The sequence below is a fragment of the Vibrio panuliri genome (genome assembly GCF_009938205.1).
In the GTDB taxonomy this organism is placed as follows: domain Bacteria; phylum Pseudomonadota; class Gammaproteobacteria; order Enterobacterales; family Vibrionaceae; genus Vibrio; species Vibrio panuliri.
The window spans coordinates 1,335,667-1,351,249 of the sequence record NZ_AP019655.1; the positions used below are offsets into that span (position 1 = coordinate 1,335,667).

Here is a 15,583-nt window from a genome sequence, read left to right on the forward strand (position 1 = left end):
TTTCGATAATTAGAAATCGTATTAGCCTGTCGATAGATTAACCGCTGTCAATTAACCTAGCTAGTAACCACAGCACATAATGAACAATTGGTGACTAGAATGGCAAAAAAATTTAGAGCACTTTTACTACCTTTAGCGATCAGTAGCGCATTAATTACCCCTCAACTCTCTGCGGCAACGCCGACACTTGAAGCAACGTCCACTAACGGACAACACTTGCAGACCAGTGCCGCTCCTCAGTATCAAAACATCGTTTTGGATCAACGTTATGACGATGGAATCTTGGTCGAGCACTCTTCTAATCTGTTTTGGGGACCTGGCGAACGCATCAAGGTACATACCAAGTTTGACCGCACGCTCGCATACACGGCCGAGTCTGATCACGTGCATGATTCCTTAACCAAGCATGGGCGCAAAATGGATCAGGCAATTATTCAAGTGGATGATAATGTTTACTTGGGTTACGGCTTCGGTCTCGATACACCAGTAATGATTGAAGGCGATGACGGTATCATCATTGTCGATCCCGGTGAGTCAGTGCAGATGGCACAAAGCGTAAAACAAGAGTTTCGCAAAATCACCAACAAACCGGTCAAAGCTATTATTTACTCCCACAACCATATTGACCATATCTCGGGCGTGCGTGCTTGGGTAGACGATCAACAAGTTGCCAGTGGTGAAGTAATGATCATTGCGCAAGAAGGTTTAACTCAAGCCGTCGCTAACTGGTCTTCCAATCTTGGGCCTTTGTTCGGTCAACGTACCTCTTACACCGGCGCAAAGCACGTTGAAGAAGGCGAACACGGTACGGTCAATGACGGATTAGGTCCGCGCTTTATGCAGGGTGATATCTCCTTTATCGAGCCTAATGTGACACTAAAAGACCGCTTGGATATTACGATTGCTGGCGTTGAGATGGAGATTGTGAATGTCCCATCTGAAACCAAAGATGAAGTGGTTGTATACCTACCTAAGCAAAAAATCCTTCATGCTGCGGAAGTGCTGCAGGGCGAGAACTTCCCTAACTTGCACACCATTCGTGGTACCAAGTTCCGTGATCCTGCGATGTGGTTTAAAGGCATCGATGTAATGCGTCAGTTCGATACGGAAGTGATGATCAACTCGCACGGTCGTCCTGTTGAGGGCAAAGCTGCCGTGGATAACGTACTGACCGCTTATCGAGACGCGATTCAGTACACCCATGATCAAACCATCCGCCACATGAACAAAGGGCTAACGCCCGATGAGTTAGTGGAAGTTGTTAAACTCCCTACTCACCTTGCCTCACATCCATGGCTAGGCGAGCACTACGGTACCGTTGCTCACGCAGTGCGCCAGATTTATGTTGGCTATGTCGGTTTTTATGAAGCGGATCCTTGGCAATTAGAACCGATGGCTTATCAACAACGTGCTCGTGCATTTGTCGAACTCATGGGTGGTCGAGACAACATTATCAACACAGCGAAGGCAGCGATCGAATCAGAAAACTACACCTTTGCTGCTGAAATATTGTCCTACCCTATTACCGTCAATCAAGATGACATGGAAGCACGTCAGCTAAAAGCTACTGCGTATAAAAAATGGGCAGCAGACCAAGTCAATATTAACTGGCGAAACTGGGCATTAAATGCCGCAGCTGAACTGGAAAACAACCAAGACTTCTCTAATTTGATTAGCTTTGCCTCTGTTGATGTGATGACTGCGCTACCAAGCAAACAGATTTTCGACATGATGACCGCTACCCTGATTGCGGAAAACACATTAGAAACTGAGATGGCGTTGACCTACAACTTTGCTGATACCAATGAAACGTTCACGCTAGAGATTCGTCATGGCATCGTCCAACTGCATGATACGCCTTACCAAAACAGTGACATCGAGATCGACACGACACGTGCGGTGTTGAACGATATTTTGCTTGCCGGCGCGAATGGGCAACAAGTTCTGGCGGAGAAAATACAGTCAGGGGAACTCAACTTTGCCAAGGGTGATATACCAAGCTTCGGGCAGTTTATGAGCTACTTTGATAAACCAACTCCCCCGCAAGATCTCAAACTCATCGTACGCTAATTTAACGCTATAGAGGAAGGAACCTTCGGGTTTCTTCCTCTTTTTAGGAGTCAGCTATGCTCAAGTATGCCTTCACTCTCTTCCTTCTACTGCCAAGTTTAGCGTTGGGCTGCGGGCTTCATCAATCATTTGGCTTGCACATCACCAGTGAGCCTGGCTCTCTAGAAGTCTTTACTGAGATTATCGCAGCCCGCAAAGCCGGCGACTTAACCAATACCGCCAAACCTGACCAATTTAAACTGTTTTCGATAAAAAAAGCCTTCAGCCAAGCCGCCATCGCCGCTCCAAACTTCACTATTTTTGAAGCAATAAAAGGCCACTATAGCCAAGTCACGCCAACCAACTCATATCAAATCACGGGACGCAATACATTACCTAACGATGACGATTTGGTGTTGGTTACCGAGCTGGATGTATTAGATGCACTTGCTACCGGTGGGCTAAGTTGGCAAACCGCCAAACAGTCACAACTCGTGCATATTAATGGTTTACCCGAACAAGTGGCTCAACTGGACAGTTGGCTAACAGGCTTGTTCGACTCACTCTTTCAACATAATTAAACGATTAGAAACTCACTCTATGACTCACAAAATTAAGCTTTTAGCACTCTCTTCCGCTTTGCTCGCCACACACAGTTTTGCCGGTGGTTATATGTTCCCAGAACTGGGGATGATGAGTATTAGTACCGCTGGCGCTGGCGCTCAGGCGGTCGCCGAAGGAGCAGAAACCGCGTTTGCCAACCCTGCCGCTATGACAGAATTTGACAACACCCAAATCGCATTCAACCTTCAAGGTATGGTTTCGGATATCGAATACCAAGACTTGGGCTCAACAGGAGCGTTCAGTCGTGGTGACGAGGTGACACAAGCCGGAACCGCCATGCCGGTCGTCTCATTCTACATGGTAACCCCAATCAATGATCAGTGGTCGGCCGGTATAGCCTTTGCCTCAACCGGCGGTTCACTTATCGACTACGGTAGCGATTTTAAAGGTGCGCTGTTGCTCAAGGATGCACAACTGCTTACCGCACAACTCAACCCAAGTGTGGCTTATAAAGTCAATCAAGATCTCTCAGTTGGGGTTGGCTTAGTTGCTGAGTATGGCATGCTTGAGCAAAATCTTGCTGGCAGTCGTCAACCAGGCTTGCCAAACGTTCAAGCTGACGGAGACAGTTTTGAGATCGGTTACACTCTAAGTGCCCTTTATCACCTTGCCGAAGGTCATCGCATTGGCTTTGCGTACCGTTCTGAAATCAGCCACAACATGGATGGCGATATCTCAATATCAGGTGCTAACTTGAGTTCAAGCGTCAATATCGTGATGCCTGCCACCGCTTACGTCAGCGGATATCATACCGTCAGCAACAAAACCGCCCTGCTATGGAGCCTTGGTTGGACAGACTTTAGCAAAATCGCGTCAACAGCAATTACTTTAACGGATCGCCAAGGTCAGCTCGATATTCAACGTCAATGGGAAGATACATTTTCAGCCAGTTTAGGCCTACATTATCAAGTTAACCCTGATTGGCGCTTAGAGAGTGGGATCTATTATGAAACTTCACCGCAAGATGATCCGAAGTTTCAGTACCCAGATGTACCAACAGGTGAAATATGGAAACTGGGAATGGGGACCAGTTATAACCTGTCGTCGCAATGGCGCATGCAACTCTACTATGAGTATTACTATGGTGGCACCCCAGAGATTGAGTACTCAACAGAAAATCTCGGTAAATTGCACGGAGAGTATGACGCCAATGTTCACTTCTTTGGTTTGCTGGTCAATTACTCTTACTAGGTTTAGAAGGTGGCGAATGCCACCTTTGTCTTTTGCTCACACTGCTGACGCTTAATTAGTACTGCTATTTCGCCGTTTTGGTTTACAATTGCACCTAACGTTCACTAGCAGTAAAAATCATGACGATAGCACCAAGTAAAATTACCTTCTTTGAGTTTCTTACCCCACTCATTACCGCAGGCAAGAAAACCATTACCATTCGTGATGAAGCTGAAAGTCACTATGTGCCAGGTACACAAGTTGAAGTCTTTACATTGGAAACAGATAAAAAAGTTTGTGAGATTAAGATCTTATCTGTTGAACCTTTACTGTTCGATGAGATCAATGAATTTCATGCTGAACAAGAAGCGTTGCCACTGGATGAACTCAAGCGTCTGATCGCTGAAATTTACCCCAATCTCGATCAACTGTATGTGATCAGTTACAAACTGGTATAGAAATCACCTGCAGACTATCTAAACCAGTAACGCTCAGTCCTAGCGTGTTGACGTCGTCGCGCCCCTGCAATGTAAAACACGCTAAGCATCAACGGCAAATACCAAATCAAGACATCCAATAATCCCGTGCTGCCTTTCAATGGCAGCGCCAAGCTGCTGGCAAAGAAATTGTTATCGATATAGGTAACTAAGGCTGGTAGCACAAAATACATAAATGCGGCAAACGCGCCAAAAATCGCATACTGCACCACACTGATCAATCCTTTAAATGCTCCTAATATGGCGCTAAACACAAGCGCAAATATCAAGCTCAACACCAAGGCTTGCACGATACTCACTAACCTGACTAAGTTGATAAACTCGCTATTTGCTAGATAGCTGCGCAGGTCAGGAATCGCTTCCAAGGCCGTGACAATGAGCTTTCCTGACAAAGAAACATACCATTGACTAGAGAACACCCAGTCATAACAACCGAACAGCAGTAGACCGAGCGCCAATGCACCTATGCCACACACAAGTCGATACATGGTTTCCCCTAAGTAATGATAGATTTGACAGAGTTGTAAATAAGCCTGAAAAATAGCCAATCGCCAAGTAGTTCAGTTAAAACTTACAATCTATCCCTCACTTCTGCGCTATCGATACTGACGAACGTGACATGGATTAATAAAAAGGGAGCGATATGCTCCCTAAAAACCTCTATTTTTCTAACACTGGAGTCACTTGGTAGGAGTAAATCATAGGTACTCCCTGCGAGTTAAACTTCACCTGCCATACCTCATTTACGGGTAGGCTAATGCGCTCGCCTTTCATAACCGATTCAGGGTAAGTGTCTGCGGTCAATAAGACACGCAACTCCACTTGATAACCGTCCCCCTGAGGCGTGATGTCGATTTGGTGAATATCATGCTGACAATTGGGCTTAAATGTAGCGCGAGCAATCCCATACCAATCTTCGAAGCCTTGATGCCCAATGAAATCCCCTTCCGGAGAAGACCATTCAACGCTCTCGGCTAAGTAACGCGTATAAACTTGAGTATCAGAGCCCAATTGATCAAACTGAGCGAACCACTGGCGAATCATCGTGGTAATTTTCGCTTGTGAAGAGTCACTTATCACCTCAATGGTTTTCAGAAGACGTTCAGCATGGTCCTCTGCACGTGCTTGTACTTCTTCCAACTTGTTATAAACACCTGGGATATAAACCATACGATGCGTATAGATCGGAGTTTGGAAATTCATGCCTGCTAAGTAAGCCGTTTGTTGCAGCGGATGAACTAACTGTTCAACAGTAAAGTGGTTATAGCCAAGCGGATCATAAGATTCTGCGGGACCTCCAATGGTGAATGACAAAATCAACTCTTTGCCTTTTAGTTTGTCGCCATGTGTACCGTAAGCAAAGTTGAATGAAAACACGTCATCTATCCACTTTTTCAATAATGCAGGCACTGAATACCAGTACAACGGGAATTGCAGAACCACGATATCTGCCGCGATCAACGCTTGCTGCTCGGCGGCGACATCAATCTTATAGTCTGGATACAGTTGGTCCAATCGACGCACTGATACATCCGTTAGATGTTGCGAAACCTGCTTGATGATTACGCTGTTTGTGTATGAAGCGTCTAAATCCGGATGACCTGAAATAACTAACACTTTGCTCATGGGTATGCCCTAAATCTAAATAACCGATGAGGCAAGATTACCGTTAGCAATTATAAATTTTTAGACGCTATTTCCTTAATTAATTATTAGCTATAAACTAATAATAACCGACAAGTACAAGGATATATTGTGAACGGTACTACCTATAATCAACTAGTGATGTTCCACACAATTGTGCACGAGGGCAGCATTTCAGGAGCGGCGCGCAAGTTAGAAGTTGCACCGCCTTCGGTAAGCCAAGCACTTAAATCATTAGAAGAGCATCTTGGCTTACCTCTGTTTACCCGCACAACTCGCAAAATGGAGTTGACTCAGGCGGGTCAACAATTAGTGGAGAAAACGCGCTTTTCAATGGATGAACTGAGCCATGCGATAGAATCAGTCAGTGACTTAAGCAAAGTGCCGTCTGGAAAAGTGCGCATCACCATGCCGCGTTTTGCTTATCAAATCTATGTTCAACCGATTTACGCTGAGTTTTGTCAGCTCTACCCTGATATTGAACTTGAGATCTCCGTGTCTGATGCCACTGTCGACATTTTAAGCCAAGGCTTTGATCTCGGTATTCGTTTTGGTGACAAAGTCGAAGATGGTATGGTGGCACGCCCGCTCACACCACCACTGAAAGAGGCGATCGTCGCTTCTCCTGCGTATATTGCACAACATGGCTTACCCACTACTCCCAGTGAGTTAAGCAAACACAAGTTTGTTCAATATCGCTTTATCACTTCCAACCAGCTAGCCCCCTTGAGGCTTAATGATCACGGCGAGGTTCTCAACCTTGAAAGCCATAGCGCGATCATTGTCAACGACACTGACCTACTGATTGATGCAACTTTAAAAGGGCTCGGTCTATGCAGAGCCATTACTCCTATGGTTGATCACTACATTGAGTCGCAACAACTTCAACCCATCATGAGCGAATATTGGTATACCTATGCCGGGCTTTACGTTTACTTCCATCGAAACAGCCAAAAAGCGCGTAGAGTTCGTGTATTGATCGATTTCTTACTCGATAAAATCGCCCAAGGAGCCACGATATGAAGCCAGCCATTTTATACATTTTCTCTGGCCTACCTGGCAGTGGCAAAACCACACTCGCCCAACACCTCGCGGCGCAAAACGGCGGAGTTTACCTTCGAATCGATACCATAGAGCAAGGCTTGCGCGACCTGTGCCAGTTCAAAGTTGAGGGAGAAGGCTATCGGCTTAGCTATCGTATCGCTAGCGATAACCTAAGGTTAGGCAACCATGTTATCGCCGATTGCTGTAACCCAATCTCTTTAACCCGCGACGAGTGGCGACAAGTGGCGCGAGATGCAGGTGCACAGCACATTGATATCGAAATCATCTGTAGCGACCGACGAGAGCATCAGACACGCGTCGAACAGCGCCAATCAAGTATCGACAATTTGATTCTGCCAACGTGGCAACAGGTCGTTGACCGTGAATATCACCCTTGGAATGAGCCTATCATTCGGGTTGATACGGCAGGTCAGTCCATCCAATCCAGTTGTGACGAGTTGATAGCAAAGCTCAATCAATAGTGTTCACTACCGGCAACGACCGTCAGATGAGCGGAGAAGGGAGAGTTCTCACCGTGACGGTTTTGCTTTTAGCTGGTATGGTCTAGATTCACTCAGTTACTTTACGGCAATGGAATGTTCGAACAAGTCAGCGGGATACTGTTTCCAGTGTTCGCGTTAGTATTAGTCGGTTACTCGGTTGGGCGTTGGATTCGCCCAGATTTTAAAGCGATCAACCGAATAAACATGGATACCTTTACCCCGGCTTTGGTGTTCTCTTCTCTGGTCGCGATGCCACTTGATACCGAGCAGATACCGCTGCTTAGTGCCGCGTTAATTGCCGTATTGGTCCCCGGAATAGTGATGATTCCCATCTGTAAACTTATGAAGATAGAGTTTCGCGCTTGGGCACCACCGCATATGTTCCGCAACAGTGGCAATTTGGCTATCCCTTTATTTACCTATACTTTCGGTGAGTCGGCGCTGGCTTCTGCCGTTTTATTGTTTGTTGTTTCAGCCTGTACCCACATCAGCCTTGGCTTAACCTTACTAAGCAACGGCAATCCGCTAAAGCAAGTTGTCCGGATGCCCATATTTCTTGCCGCAGCCGCAGCGCTCACCATTAACCTTGCTGGATTCTCTCTCTGGCAACCCCTCTACGAAGCGACCGCGTTATTGGGTCAGGCCGCCGTCCCCGTCATGCTACTCTCGCTCGGCGCTCAGATGTGTAATATGCGCCTTTCAGGTATTAAAATTGGCATTCTCTGTACACTGCAATCCTTGTTTACAGGAGCGGTGGCATTTGGCTTGATCTATGCGTTTATCCCACTGCCAACCATGCAACTGCAAATGATGGTGCTGTTCGCGATGTTGCCACCAGCGGTCATGAACTATCTTTTTGCAGAGCGGTTTGATATTCAGCCCGAGCAAGTGGCCTCTATGGTGTTGTATGGAAACTTCTTTAGTGTACTCACTTTGCCAGTACTACTCTCGTTTGCGCTATCGCTTTAAAATGGCGCTTCGGGCTCGGTAAGCAAAGACTCACCGTTATGTTCTATTGAACGCGCATCATCTGGATTGCGTAGGCTACAGCTATCTAACGACAAGCAACCACAACCGATGCAACCATGTAAGTCTTGCTGCAACGCTTTAAGCTGCAAAATTCGATGTTCGAGATCTGCATGCCACTTGGTCGCCATCGCTTGCCACTGCGATTTGGTTGGCGCTTTATGCTTGGGTAAGACAGCAAATGCTTGCGCGATCTCTTCCAAGCTCATGCCTACCTGTTGTGCAGCTTTGATCACCGCAACACGACGAATAACACTGCGGTCGTAGCGACGCTGGTTACCCTGATTACGCCAACTGCTGATCAACCCCTTTTGCTCGTAAAAATGCAGCGCTGATACGTTCACTCCTGCTCTTTGAGCGACTTGCCCAACTGACATCTCCATTTCAATCTCTGCTCGTTCGATGTAAATGCCGTCCACTGTAACTTAATCAAACTCACCCGGCTATCAAGCCGCCACAAACATGCCGATTCATGACTCAAAAAGCATAAAAAAAGCCAACCTCAAAAGAGGTTGGCTGACTAAACCATCAGCACTATTTGCTGGGGGTGAATAGTATTTTGATGGCCATCGATGACGAACTACGCCACGAAAAATAGACACTCACTAAGATGCACAACACTTTTACTGAGTGCGATTTTCCTTAAGCAAAAGTGAGGAGTTTGTGTACATCTTCGCTATGCAGTGACAATAGTAACGTCTCGCAAAACCGCTAAGGTTGCAAAATCACTCGCCTTTGTAAGAGCTCGCTTACAAAAATCTCTTGGAATAGGCACCACTTTCGCTAGGAATAGATTGAGAAAGCCCAGCTCAATGGCATCATATAGGTGAATCAATCTGTAACGAGAACTGGACAACAGATGTGTGAAAAACAAATCTTAGTCGTCGATGATAATCAAGATTTGCGAGAAGCGTTAACCGATTACCTCGGCAAAGCGGGCTTTCGTGTACTTGGCGCTGAAAATGGCACGGCGATGTGGAAAATACTCCAATCTAATCAGCCTGATCTGATTATTCTCGATATTATGATGCCCGGTGATGATGGATTTACCCTATGCCAGCAATTGCGCCGCACTTCGAATGTACCCATCATTATGTTGACAGCCGTGACAGAAGAAGCTGATCGCGTCGCTGGGCTAGAAATGGGCGCAGATGACTACATCACTAAGTCATTTAGCCCCCGCGAACTGCTCGCACGAATCAAGACCATTTTACGCCGCAGTGTCACCAGCCAAAGTGCAAAACTGGCGCGTAAGGTACGCTTTGCAGAATGGCAGCTCGATACTGTCACTCGCCAACTTATGCATACTCCAAGTAAAACCATTAAACAGCTCAGTGGCGCAGACTTATCACTGCTAGGACTGTTTATCTCTCACGCTGAATCCATCCTTTCTCGGGATGATATTGCTCGTGAAATCTGGGGTAGAGACGCGGATCCATTTGAACGGGGTATTGATGTGCAAATCAGTCGTCTGCGCCATCATCTGGATGATAAAGATCGCTCGCTGATCCTAACCGTGCGCAACAAAGGCTATATGCTCACCGCTGGCGTACAGTATGAAGGGTAATCGGGTAACTAACTCGCTGGCGATGCGCACCAGTCTGTTTCTGCTCTGCGTCATTATCATTGCGCAGATCATCGCGGGTCTGATCTGGTATCAACATAGCAGCGAGCGAGATGAACAGGGTTTAAAAACCACCGTCAACAGTTTAGCGCTCAGTGCTGCCTCAACGATCTCTTTTTTCCAAACACTTCCACCAGAGTACCGCCACTTGGTGCTTAACCAGTTGCGTAATATGGGTGGAACGCGTTTCTTTGTCTCACTCAATAATCACCAAATTCCGGTGGCGCCGCTACCAGACAGCGAACGTAAAAGTATGGTGATTGACGAAGTGCAAAATGTGTTGCACAACGAACTACAAGATGCGCCTGTAATTCAGGTCGAGTTTACGCGGCGCGACAAACTCAAGGTATTTAATAAAGAACTTCCCATTGACGAACTACCGATGCTTTGGGGTCATTATTCTCTCTCTTACGGCGACTTAAACCCACCGATCTTGGTCATTCAAGTAAAAGTCGATCAACAAGCATGGTTCTATCTGGCTGCAGTACTCCCTGCACCATATATCACTCTGGAAACCAACTATTTTGAAATTCGTGAATGGTTCACCATGTTACTTTCCGCACTGTTACTGCTGATCTGCACATGGTTTGTGGTCAAAAGGGAAATTCGCCCGATCAAACAGTTAGCAAAGGCTGCAACACTGATGTCGAGCCGTTTAAAAGTGCCTGAAGTGAAAGAAGAAGGCAGCGTTGAACTGCGTGCTGCAGTACATGCGTTTAATAAAATGAACCGCAGAATCGACAGCCATATCAAAGATAGGGAAATGCTGTTCGGTGCGATATCGCACGATTTAAAAACGCCCATTGCGTGTTTAAAGTTGCGTGCTGAAATGCTCGATGATGATACCGACCGAGAACGTTTTATGCGTATTGCCAATGACTTAGATCTGATGGTGAAAGGCGCATTACAATGCATAAAAGAGACCGATATCCACGAAGATATTGAGCCCATCGATCTTGAGCAATTGATTGCCCATATCGCAAGTTCCATTGACCCAAATGGTCACAATATCCATATTCAAGCCTCCAATGTACGACCTTATGCTGGCAAGCCATTAGCGATCAAACGCTGCATTCAAAACCTAGTAGATAACGCCATTAAGTACGGCTCTAAAGCCGATATTTATCTCGAAGAAAATGCCGAAGCCGTGATGGTAAGAATCGAAGACCACGGCACCAATTTAGATCCAAACACATTAGAAAAACTGGTTCAGCCTTACTATCGAGGTGAAAGTAGCCAAGAAGGTAATGGACTTGGATTAACGATTTCACAAAGTATTGTCAAAGCCCATGGCGGGCACTTGTCTCTTGAGACAACTCGTCAGGGCGGTTTGAGCGCAACGCTCACATTTCCAAGAGATTAGTTATGAGAGAAACAACCCTAGCATTCATCCTCGCTAGCCTTTCCACCAGTTGTTTAGCCGACGTCGAGTTTCTGCACTGGTGGACGTCAAAAGGTGAAAGCAAAGCGCTCAACGTACTTGAGCAGCATCTACTCGAACATAATATTCCCTTAACCCACTCACCAATCCTTGGGGGTGGTGGCGATAGCGCGATGACGGTGCTTCAAGCTCGAGCACTCGCGGGTAACACACCAGATATTGCACAAATAGAAGGACCAAGCATTAAGGCTTGGGACGATGTCGGAATTGTCCACACCATCAATCAAACCGCACTAGAACAAAACTGGGATCAAAACCTCTACCCACTGACAATCGACATCAATAAAACGGACAACGGTTATGTTGCCCTACCGATCACATTACACCGCTTGAACTGGATGTGGGTGAATCATTCATTGCTGGAAAAACTTGAGTTGTCAGTGCCTAAAACATGGCCTGAGATGTTTCAAGCCATGGAGAAAGCAAAGCAAGCCGACCTTATCCCGCTCGCTATTGGTGAACAGGCGTGGCAAGTCGCCTTGTTGTTCGAAAGCTTAGTGATTGCCAATGGCGGTGTTGATTTTTACTACAAAGCCTTGGTTGAGCTGCAACGTGATCATATTGATACTGAGCAAATGCGCCTTGCCCTGCGCCAACTGAGACAAATATCCAACCTTGTGGCGACACAACATCCGAATCAAAACTGGGATACAGCAACGCAAGCACTAGCTGAAAATAAAGCGCTGTTTCAATTGGGGGGAGATTGGATATTGGGCGATCTTCTCGCCTCAGACGTCAAGGTGCCTGAGCAAATTGGCTGCTACTCTGCCCCGCAATCGCATAATGCTTTCCTCTACAACATGGACAGCTTTATCTTTATGGCTGCCTCTGATTTCACCCAGCAGCAAGCCACTGAAGTCGCCAATGCACTAGCAGATAAAACCTTTCAGGCTAAATTCAATCAAACGAAAGGCTCGATTCCGGTGAGAACTGATATCGACCTGACTGGGTTTAACCCATGCCAGATTCAATCGCACGATGATTTTATTCAAGCGACAAAAAACGGACTGGCAGTGCCAAGCATGACCGATTCAATGGCGGTCAACCCCGTTGCTCAACAAGCGATAAACTCTGAGATTTTCCGCTACTATCGCAGCCCAGAAGTGACCGAAGACGAAGTTCTTAAACGCATTATCTCCATTGCCAAAAGCACTTAGATCTTCCCCCACAAACGTAAAAGACCACCTTCGCGGTGGTCTTGTCTTAAGCATTAATCCCACTATTTCTCTAGTGACATACCCACACTCTCAACGCGCTCTCTAAAGGCATCGATACTTTCAGCTTGGTAGGTAGGTGAGCCGTTGAAATAACGCGGCTTTTCCGGAGCCAACGCATTTTTCAACGCTTTTTCTTGTTCGATATCGTCATGATAGACGGTGACTCGGTTGGGGATATCCTGCTTAAATGTCGCCATTATGTTCTCCTTTCATTTGGCTTATCGATATAGATAAGCGTAGATAATCAGTAAAAAGAGTCAAAGCAGGTGGCGGTAAGCTATGTAACAAAACACGTCAAAATCCACAATAAGTCATTACATTTTATAGAATTAGACAGTTTCACAATTTCTAAATCAAACTGACTGTTTGTGATCTTGGTATCAACCTCTAATACGAAACTCTTACTTTTACTGCCATAGTTCAATCCACATCTCACGCCGCCGTGGTATGGACGCAAGGCGAGCAATGAAAAGCAAGATTCTTCGAACTGGATCACTCTTTATCAAATAAATTCGTTGTTACTGCACAATATTTGTCACAGATAATGACCTATAGTTCACTATTTAAGACACAAATAAAACAATGCGTTCAAAAGCCTGACATAAAAATAGTCACACTCAAATTCACTCTCAGTCTCAAACGCATTGCACAGCATTGGTATACACAACAAACATGACAATAAAGACTTCTAGCCCATATCCGTTAGGTGCCACCCTAACGGAGGAAGGGTGTAATTTTGCGGTTTATGCGCCTGATTGCGAAGCCATTCGCTTAGCCCTTTTTGACACACAAGGACAGTACGTCACTTATGAGCTCACTGGTGAGTATGCAGGGATCAAACATGCTTTCCTCGAAGGGATCTCTGCAGGGCAGCGATATGGCTACATCGGCTTAGTCAAAGGGCAAGAACATTACATTGCCGACCCTTACGCCAAAGCCATCGATCACCCCCTTGATTACCACACACCATTTAATGCGCGCAAAAGTTTCCAACTGCCAAAATGTGTTGTGACCACTGACGAGTTTGATTGGCAAAGCATCTCTTCTCCTCTGCGCCCGCGCGAAGAAATGGTTGTGTTCGAAACCCACGTCAAAGGTGTAACGAAACTCAACCCCGAAATAGAAGCCGATTCTCAAGGTCGTTATCTTGGGTTAGTTAGCCCTGCAATGCTCAATTTCTACAAGCAGCAGAATATTAATACGTTGCAATTACTGCCCATCGCCGCCTGTATGCACGAGCCTCATTTACTGAATATGGATAAGGTCAATTATTGGGGTTATAACCCTTATCTCTTTATGGCTCCTGACCCACGTTACGCAGATAATGATGCCGTCACTGAGCTAAAAACAGCGATTCGAGAGTTACACCGCAACGGCATCGAAGTCATTTTAGATGTTGTTTACAACCACACTGCTGAGGGTGGAAGTGACGGTCCAATTTTCAATCTAAGAGCGCTTGATAACCAGTACTACCTAAAGCACGGTCCGCATTACGCAAACTACACCGGTTGTGGGAACACTGTTGATCTCACCCACCAGCCGGCACTTAACCTTATTATGGATACCCTGCGCTATTGGGTCAGTGAGTTCCATGTCGACGGTTTTCGCTTTGATCTCGCCGCGACGTTAGGGCGCGAAGGAGAACGCTTCAATCCAAACAGTGGTTTTTTCAAAGCGATTGCGCAAGACCCAGTGCTTAAGCAGACCAAATTGATTGCCGAACCTTGGGATATTGGCCCTAACGGTTATCAAGTCGGCCATTTCCCCTTTGGTTGGAACGAATGTAACGACCGCCTACGCGATATCAGCCGGAGTTTCTGGCGTGGAGACCAAGGCTATCTCACCGAACTTGCGACCCGAATCATGGGCTCGCGCGATCTATACAGTGCTTCAAACTGGCCTTATCGCCTAACCGTCAACTACATTACTTATCATGACGGCTTCTGCCTGCAGGATCTGGTTTCGTACAAATCGAAGCACAATGAAGCCAATGGCGAACAAAATCGAGATGGCCATGGGGATAACCGCTCAGCAAACTATGGGCAAGAAGGTCCAACTGATGATCCGGTTATTATTGAGCTTCGCGAGAAGCAGAAACGTAACCTCATCACGACTCTACTCTTTTCTTTTGGTATTCCACACATTCTTATGGCTGATGTTCTCTCCCACACTCAACAGGGAAATAACAATGCTTACTGCCAAGATAATGAGATAAGTTGGTTGGATTGGCAGTTAGATGATACCAAACAAGAATTTCGCTCTTGGTTAGCGGAGATGGTCGCGGCAAGACAACACTACATGCTGCCATTTATTCGCGCCTTTAGTGGCGATAGCCGCAATAATAACCGCGTGTACTGGCGAAAGCTTGATGGTAAACCTCTTAGCCATGAAGATTGGAACACCATCACTGCGGTTGGTTTGCACATGGGTATTGGTGAACACGGTGATCAACTCTTCTATGCCATCAACCAAACTGATGCTCCCGCGCGTTTTTCGCTACCCAATAAATCAGGCCAGCAATGGCAGATGATTTGCAATACCAGTTCAACCCAAATGCACCAACCGATTGAACGTAATAACGTCGTGCTTGATGCCACCTCAATGGCTATTTTTGCTTGCTCAGCCAACGCCAATACCGTTTGCCTACTGAGGTAATCGCGCCATCTGTTATCGAGCGAGCGCACACTGCGTACTCGCTCGATGCTCATGATCGGTTTGCTTATCGTATCAAATGCCTTTAAAAT

General features: G+C 46.2%; 15 protein-coding genes. 11 read left to right on the forward strand and 4 right to left on the reverse strand.

The features are described from left to right. Window positions 1–99: 99 nt before the first annotated feature. From GZK95_RS20700 to yqfB, 4 genes are all read left to right on the forward strand, one after another. Window positions 100–2,070: an alkyl sulfatase dimerization domain-containing protein gene (locus GZK95_RS20700; protein ID WP_075715290.1), complete on the forward strand. Its 1,971-nt coding sequence runs from the start codon at window positions 100–102 to the stop codon at window positions 2,068–2,070. Window positions 2,071–2,126: 56 nt separating this feature from the next. Then, on the forward strand, window positions 2,127–2,630 hold the full coding sequence (locus GZK95_RS20705; protein WP_075715289.1) for a hypothetical protein: 504 nt from the start codon (window positions 2,127–2,129) through the stop codon (window positions 2,628–2,630). A 19-nt stretch (window positions 2,631–2,649) separates the two neighbouring features. Next, window positions 2,650–3,864 (forward strand): OmpP1/FadL family transporter, encoded by a 1,215-nt coding sequence (locus GZK95_RS20710; protein WP_075715288.1) that lies wholly within the window; start codon window positions 2,650–2,652, stop codon window positions 3,862–3,864. A 119-nt stretch (window positions 3,865–3,983) separates the two neighbouring features. After that, window positions 3,984–4,301 carry a N(4)-acetylcytidine aminohydrolase gene (gene yqfB / locus GZK95_RS20715; RefSeq protein ID WP_075705460.1) on the forward strand — a complete coding sequence of 106 codons (318 nt, stop codon included), beginning with the start codon at window positions 3,984–3,986 and terminating at the stop codon, window positions 4,299–4,301. Between the two features lie 14 nt (window positions 4,302–4,315). On the opposite strand, the gene GZK95_RS20720 is transcribed toward yqfB, so the two are convergent. After that, window positions 4,316–4,828, reverse strand: coding sequence for a hypothetical protein (locus tag GZK95_RS20720; RefSeq protein ID WP_075715287.1), 513 nt, complete (start codon window positions 4,826–4,828; stop codon window positions 4,316–4,318). Window positions 4,829–5,000: 172 nt separating this feature from the next. After that, window positions 5,001–5,966 carry an NAD(P)H-dependent oxidoreductase gene (locus tag GZK95_RS20725; RefSeq protein WP_075715286.1) on the reverse strand — a complete coding sequence of 322 codons (966 nt, stop codon included), beginning with the start codon at window positions 5,964–5,966 and terminating at the stop codon, window positions 5,001–5,003. Window positions 5,967–6,095: 129 nt separating this feature from the next. On the opposite strand from GZK95_RS20725, the gene GZK95_RS20730 reads away from it, so the two are divergent. The 3 genes from GZK95_RS20730 to GZK95_RS20740 all read left to right on the forward strand — a co-directional run bounded on the left by GZK95_RS20730 (window position 6,096) and on the right by GZK95_RS20740 (window position 8,500). Beyond that, window positions 6,096–7,007 (forward strand): LysR family transcriptional regulator, encoded by a 912-nt coding sequence (locus GZK95_RS20730; protein WP_075715285.1) that lies wholly within the window; start codon window positions 6,096–6,098, stop codon window positions 7,005–7,007. Further along, a complete protein-coding gene (locus GZK95_RS20735; protein ID WP_075715284.1) occupies window positions 7,004–7,510 on the forward strand; it encodes an AAA family ATPase in 507 nt (168 codons plus the stop codon). Before GZK95_RS20730 ends, GZK95_RS20735 begins: the two co-directional genes overlap by 4 nt. Window positions 7,511–7,624: 114 nt before the next feature. Continuing rightward, window positions 7,625–8,500 (forward strand): AEC family transporter, encoded by an 876-nt coding sequence (locus GZK95_RS20740; RefSeq protein ID WP_075705470.1) that lies wholly within the window; start codon window positions 7,625–7,627, stop codon window positions 8,498–8,500. Here GZK95_RS20740 and soxR read toward each other — a convergent pair. After that, complete coding sequence (soxR, locus tag GZK95_RS20745; protein WP_075706205.1) at window positions 8,497–8,940, reverse strand: redox-sensitive transcriptional activator SoxR; 444 nt, start codon at window positions 8,938–8,940, stop codon at window positions 8,497–8,499. The genes GZK95_RS20740 and soxR overlap by 4 nt on opposite strands. 476 nt (window positions 8,941–9,416) lie before the next feature. Between soxR and GZK95_RS20750 the strand changes: the two genes are divergently transcribed. Genes GZK95_RS20750 through GZK95_RS20760 form a run of 3 tightly spaced genes read left to right on the forward strand, consistent with a single transcriptional unit; the run spans window position 9,417 to window position 12,779 of the window. Next, entirely contained in the window at window positions 9,417–10,124 is a 708-nt protein-coding gene (locus GZK95_RS20750) for a response regulator transcription factor (protein WP_075705472.1), read from the forward strand. Continuing rightward, entirely contained in the window at window positions 10,114–11,544 is a 1,431-nt protein-coding gene (locus tag GZK95_RS20755) for an ATP-binding protein (RefSeq protein WP_075715283.1), read from the forward strand. The genes GZK95_RS20750 and GZK95_RS20755 overlap by 11 nt, the downstream gene beginning before the upstream one ends. Window positions 11,545–11,546: 2 nt before the next feature. Next, complete coding sequence (locus GZK95_RS20760) at window positions 11,547–12,779, forward strand: ABC transporter substrate-binding protein (RefSeq protein ID WP_075715282.1); 1,233 nt, start codon at window positions 11,547–11,549, stop codon at window positions 12,777–12,779. Between the two features lie 62 nt (window positions 12,780–12,841). Here GZK95_RS20760 and GZK95_RS20765 read toward each other — a convergent pair whose 3' ends face one another. Then, the gene (locus GZK95_RS20765) at window positions 12,842–13,036 is read right to left on the reverse strand and encodes a hypothetical protein (RefSeq protein WP_075705478.1); all 195 of its coding nucleotides are present in this window, start codon (window positions 13,034–13,036) and stop codon (window positions 12,842–12,844) included. 475 nt (window positions 13,037–13,511) lie between these two features. Between GZK95_RS20765 and glgX the strand changes: the two genes are divergently transcribed. Further along, on the forward strand, window positions 13,512–15,494 hold the full coding sequence (gene glgX, locus GZK95_RS20770; protein WP_151148833.1) for a glycogen debranching protein GlgX: 1,983 nt from the start codon (window positions 13,512–13,514) through the stop codon (window positions 15,492–15,494). The last annotated feature ends 89 nt before the right edge of the window (window positions 15,495–15,583 follow it).

Coding starts and splice junctions, on each gene's coding strand:
- GZK95_RS20700 (WP_075715290.1), top strand. CDS start 100: ATGGCAAAAAAATTTAGAGCACTTTTACTACCTTTAGCGATCAGTAGC.
- GZK95_RS20705 (WP_075715289.1), top strand. CDS start 2,127: ATGCTCAAGTATGCCTTCACTCTCTTCCTTCTACTGCCAAGTTTAGCG.
- GZK95_RS20710 (WP_075715288.1), top strand. CDS start 2,650: ATGACTCACAAAATTAAGCTTTTAGCACTCTCTTCCGCTTTGCTCGCC.
- yqfB (WP_075705460.1), top strand. CDS start 3,984: ATGACGATAGCACCAAGTAAAATTACCTTCTTTGAGTTTCTTACCCCA.
- GZK95_RS20720 (WP_075715287.1), bottom strand. CDS start 4,828: ATGTATCGACTTGTGTGTGGCATAGGTGCATTGGCGCTCGGTCTACTG.
- GZK95_RS20725 (WP_075715286.1), bottom strand. CDS start 5,966: ATGAGCAAAGTGTTAGTTATTTCAGGTCATCCGGATTTAGACGCTTCA.
- GZK95_RS20735 (WP_075715284.1), top strand. CDS start 7,004: ATGAAGCCAGCCATTTTATACATTTTCTCTGGCCTACCTGGCAGTGGC.
- GZK95_RS20740 (WP_075705470.1), top strand. CDS start 7,625: ATGTTCGAACAAGTCAGCGGGATACTGTTTCCAGTGTTCGCGTTAGTA.
- soxR (WP_075706205.1), bottom strand. CDS start 8,940: ATGGAGATGTCAGTTGGGCAAGTCGCTCAAAGAGCAGGAGTGAACGTA.
- GZK95_RS20750 (WP_075705472.1), top strand. CDS start 9,417: ATGTGTGAAAAACAAATCTTAGTCGTCGATGATAATCAAGATTTGCGA.
- GZK95_RS20755 (WP_075715283.1), top strand. CDS start 10,114: ATGAAGGGTAATCGGGTAACTAACTCGCTGGCGATGCGCACCAGTCTG.
- GZK95_RS20760 (WP_075715282.1), top strand. CDS start 11,547: ATGAGAGAAACAACCCTAGCATTCATCCTCGCTAGCCTTTCCACCAGT.
- GZK95_RS20765 (WP_075705478.1), bottom strand. CDS start 13,036: ATGGCGACATTTAAGCAGGATATCCCCAACCGAGTCACCGTCTATCAT.
- glgX (WP_151148833.1), top strand. CDS start 13,512: ATGACAATAAAGACTTCTAGCCCATATCCGTTAGGTGCCACCCTAACG.